We start from the raw sequence: 4,504 nt of genomic DNA, 5'->3' as shown, positions 1-4,504 counted from the left end.
GAACTCAAGCGGTGGCCGTGGGGGCTTCGTGTGCGGGGAACCAGGTCAGACGCCCGCCGTCTCCGGCGTACGGTCGTCCTCGTTCCGTGCGGGGACGCCGTTCTTCCCGGCGCGCTTGGCGGCCTTCTTCTTGGCCCGGCGCTCCTTGCGCAGCTCGACCATCGTGTAGAGCGTCGGTACGAGCAGCAGCGTGAGCAGCGTCGAGGTGACCAGGCCGCCGATGACGACCACGGCCAGCGGCTGGGAGATGAAGCCGCCCTGTCCGGTGACGCCCAGCGCCATCGGCAGCAGCGCGAAGATCGTCGCCAGAGCGGTCATCAGGATCGGGCGGAGCCGGTGCCGGCCGCCCTCGACGACCGCCTCGACCACCGGGAGGCCCTGCCTGCGGTACTGGTTGATCAGGTCGATCAGCACGATCGCGTTGGTGACCACGATGCCGATGAGCATCAGCATGCCGATCATCGCCGGGACGCCCATGGGGGTGCCGGTGACGACCAGCAGGCCGATCGCGCCGGTAGCCGCGAACGGGATGGAGACCAGCAGGATCAGCGGCTGGATGAGCGACCGGAAGGTCGCGACCAGCACCATGAAGACGATCGCGATGGCCGCCAGCATGGCGAGGCCCAGCTTGGCGAAGGCGTCGTTCTGGTCCGAGGAGACGCCGCCGATCTCGACGGTCGCGCCCTTGGGCAGCGTCTTCTTCACCTTGTCGATCTTGGTTTGCAGGTCCGCGGTGACCGCGCCGGTATTGTCGCCGGTCGGCTTGGCGGTGATGGTCGCCGCCCGCGCGCCGTCGATGCGGGTCATCTGGACCGGGCCGGGCACGGTCTTGACCTCGGCGATGTCACCGAGCCGCACCTTGCCCGCCGGGGAGCCGAGTTCGAGGTTCCTGAGCTGGTCCAGGGTGGCCGCCGGCTTGGCCGACTTCACGACGACGTCGCGCTCGGCATCGTCGAGGACCGCCTTGCCGCTGGTGGTGCCGCGCACCGCCTGCGCCACGGCCTGCCCCAGGCTCGTCTCGGTGAAGCCCGCCGCGGCGGCCTTGTCGTTGCCCTTGACGGAGACGCGGGGCACGCTCTGCGAGAGGTCGCTGCGGACGTCGGTGACGTGGTCGAGGCCCGCGACCGCGGAACGCACGCTCTCCGACGCCGACTTGAGGGTCTTCGCGTCGGCGGCCTTGACCACGACGCTCAGGTCCTGGTCGCCGAAGCCGCCGCCCGCCGAGACGGTGGTGCGGCCGATGCCGTCGAGCTTCTTGAGGCCGGCGCGGATGGTGTCGGTGACGGCGTCGGCCTTGCCGGAGTCCTTCAGCTTGACCTCGTACGAGGCCTGGTTGGCGCCCGTACCGCCGCCGAAGGCCGCCATGATGCCGGACGAGCCGACGGTGACCTGGTAGTCCTTGACCCCGGCGACGCCGTCGAGCAGCTTCTCGACCTTCTTGGACGCGGCGTCGGCCGCCTCCAGGCTGGTGCCGGGGGCGAGTTCCTGCTTGACGGAGAGGCTGTCCTGCTCGCCGCCGTCGATGAAGTTGGTCTTGAGCAGCGGGGCCATGCCGAACGTGGCGACGAGCACCAGGACGGCGATCACCAGGCTGGTGACGCGGCGCCGGGTCGCGAAGCCGAGCACCGGCACGTACAGCCGCTGGAGCCGGCCGCGGGTCTCCTTCTCCTCGGCCTTGCGCCGCAGCTCCTCCGGGTCCGCGCCCTCGCTCGCCTTCGGAGCACGCAGGAACCAGTACGAGAGGACCGGCACCACGGTGAGCGACACCAGCAGGGAGGCCAGCAGCGCCACCGAGACGGTCAGCGAGAACGAGCCGAAGAGCGCGCCCACCATGCCGCCGACCAGGCCGATCGGCAGGAAGACCGCGACCGTGGTGAGGGTGGAGGCGGTGACGGCGCCGGACACCTCGCGGACCGCCGTCAGGATGGCCTGCTGCCGCTCCTCGCCGTAGGAGAGATGGCGCTTGATGTTCTCCAGGACCACGATCGAGTCGTCGACGACGCGGCCGATGGCGATGGTGAGGGCGCCCAGCGTGAGCATGTTGAGCGACAGGTCCCGGGTCCACAGCACGATCAGCGTGAGCAGCACGGACAGCGGGATGGAGATCGCCGTGACCAGCGTCGAGCGCAGCGACGCGAGGAAGAGAAGGATCACCACGACGGCGAAGAGGAGACCGAGCAGGCCCTCCGTCGTCAGGCCGTCGATGGACTTGGAGACCGCCGGGCCCTGGTCGCTGACGACGGTCAGCTTCGTGTCGGAGCCGAGGTCCGCGCGGAGCTGCGGCAGCTTGTCCTTGACGGCGTCGGAGATCGCGACGGCGCTGCCGTCGTGGTCCATGGTGATGGCGATGCCGAGGCTGGGCTTGCCGTCGGTGCGGGTGATGGAGGTGGGGGCCGCCGACTCCTGCTTGACGGTGGCGATATCGCCGACCCGGACCGGCTTGGCGCCCTTGCCGTCGGCGCCGGGCGCGGCCGCCGGGTTGATCCGCAGGTCCTCGATCTGCTTCAGCGAGGTGAAGCCGCCGCCGACCTGGACGGTCCGGCTCTTGCCGCCCTCGGAGAACGCGCCGGCCGGCACGGACGCGCCGTTCGCCTCCAGCGCCTGCCCGAGCGCGGCGGGGGTCAGGCCGGCCGCGGCGAGCTTGGCGTCGTCGGGGGTGACGGCCACGACGCGGTCCCGTACGCCGTCCACGTTGACCTGGCCGACGCCGTCGATGTTCTTGAGCGTCGGCACGACGCTCCGGTCCAGCTTGTCGGCGAGCGCCTGCTGGTCCTGGGTCGAGGAGACCGCGAGCACGACGGTCGGGATGTCGTCGGTGGAGCCCGCGATGACCTGCGGGTCGACGTCCTTGGGGAGCTGCGAGGAGGACCGGTTGACGGCCTGCTGGACGTTGGCGACGAGCTTGTCGGAGCCGTTGCCGTAGTCGAACTTGGCCATGATGACGGCCGAGCCCTCGCTGGCGGTGGAGGTGATGCCGGTGATGCCGTCGACCGCCTTGATGCTGTTCTCCAGCGGCTCGACGACCTGCTTCTCGACCACGTCCGGGGACGCGCCCTGGTACGGCGCGATCACCGACACCATGGGCAGATCGATGGACGGCAGCAGCTGCTGCTTCAGCTGAGGGATGGCGATGGCCCCGAACACGACGGCGACTATCGCCATCAGAGCTATCAGTCCCCGCTGTACGAGGCTGATTCTGGACAGCCAGGACATGGGTTTTGGCTCTCTCTTCTGTTTGCTGAGCGGATCGACGGGGGCGCGGCAGCGGCCCACCTCTACGATCGCCCGTGCCCCGGTGCGAATTCCTCGCTCGCAGGTCGATTCTCGTCCCGGACGTGTACCGCAGCCGCAGTACGCGCCCCTAGGGGTCACTCCACCCTTGGGCGTACAAGTCCGGTTTCGTAGGCGATGACCACCAATTGGGCCCGGTCCCGGGCGCCCAGTTTGGCCATCGCCCGGTTCACATGGGTCTTGACGGTCAGCGGGCTGACCTCCAGCCGCTCCCCGATCTCGTCGTTGGAGTAGCCGCCGGCGACCTGCACCAGCACCTCGCGCTCGCGCCCGGTCAGGGCCGCGAGCCGCTCCGCCTGGTAGCCGCCGGAGGCCGCGTCCGCGCCCTCGCTCTGGGCGAGGAACGTGGCGATCAGCCCCTTGGTCGCCACCGGCGACAGCAGCGCCTCGCCGGCCGCCGCGACGCGGATCGCGGACAGCAGCTCCTCGGGCTCGGCGCCCTTGCCTAGGAAGCCGGAGGCCCCGGCGCGCAGCGACTGCACGACGTACTCGTCGATCTCGAAGGTGGTCAGCATGACCACGCGTACGTGCTCCAGGGCGGGGTCGGAGCAGATCGCGCGGGTCGCGGCGAAGCCGTCCGTGCCGGGCATCCGGATGTCCATCAGCACGATGTCGGGGCCCTTGGCGCGGGCCTGCTCGACGGCCTCCGCGCCGTCGGACGCCTCCCCGACCACCTCCATGTCCGCCTCGGAGTCCACCAGCACCCGGAACGCGCTGCGCAGCAGCGCCTGGTCGTCCGCGAGCAGCACCTTGATCGTCATGCGTCCCCTCCCGTACGCGCTTGGAGCGGCAGCTCGACGCGGACCGCGAAGCCGGGGCCGCCGTCCGGGCCGGGTCCCGCCTCGCAGGTGCCGCCGAGTGCGACCGCCCGCTCGCGCATCCCGATCAGACCGTGTCCGCCCGGGCCGGCGCCGGTGTCGGCGGCCGTGCCCGTGCCGTCCGTACGGTCCGGCGGCGGTCCGTCGCCATTGTCGCGGACGGTCAGGAGCAGGGACGCGCGGCCCCGGAGGATGCCGACCTCGGCGGTGGCCGAGGGGCCCGCGTGCTTGTGCACGTTGGTGAGCGCCTCTTGCAGGACGCGGTAGGCCGTGAGGTCGACGGCTACGGGCAGCGGTCCGACGACGTCGGCGGCCGCGGCCGCGGTGTCGCCGGCCGGCGGCCGGCCGGGGGCGGCGGGCTCGGAGGCGGCGGCCGCGACCCGGACGCGCAGCCC

General features: G+C 71.2%; 3 protein-coding genes. All 3 read right to left on the bottom strand.

Annotated features, from left to right (window positions below; genetic code table 11):
* Positions 1-45: 45 nt before the first annotated feature.
* Positions 46-3,213, bottom strand: coding sequence for an efflux RND transporter permease subunit (locus tag ACFU99_RS34285; RefSeq protein ID WP_384399680.1), 3,168 nt, complete (start codon positions 3,211-3,213; stop codon positions 46-48).
* 155 nt (positions 3,214-3,368) lie between these two features.
* Complete coding sequence (locus ACFU99_RS34280) at positions 3,369-4,052, bottom strand: response regulator (RefSeq protein WP_384399678.1); 684 nt, start codon at positions 4,050-4,052, stop codon at positions 3,369-3,371.
* Positions 4,049-4,504, bottom strand: a 456-nt coding sequence (locus tag ACFU99_RS34275) for a sensor histidine kinase (RefSeq protein ID WP_384399675.1), incomplete at its 5' end; no start/stop codon positions are given. The genes ACFU99_RS34275 and ACFU99_RS34280, both read right to left, overlap by 4 nt.

This window comes from Streptomyces sp. NPDC057654, from assembly GCF_042800135.1.
Lineage (GTDB): Bacteria > Actinomycetota > Actinomycetes > Streptomycetales > Streptomycetaceae > Streptomyces.
The sequence above is the reverse complement of the archived record's forward strand: the minus strand, read 5'-3'. Positions and strand labels throughout refer to the sequence as shown.

Bases quoted from the DNA above. Each gene is read 5' to 3' on its own strand.
- ACFU99_RS34285 (WP_384399680.1), bottom strand. From the start codon at position 3,213: ATGTCCTGGCTGTCCAGAATCAGCCTCGTACAGCGGGGACTGATAGCT.
- ACFU99_RS34280 (WP_384399678.1), bottom strand. From the start codon at position 4,052: ATGACGATCAAGGTGCTGCTCGCGGACGACCAGGCGCTGCTGCGCAGC.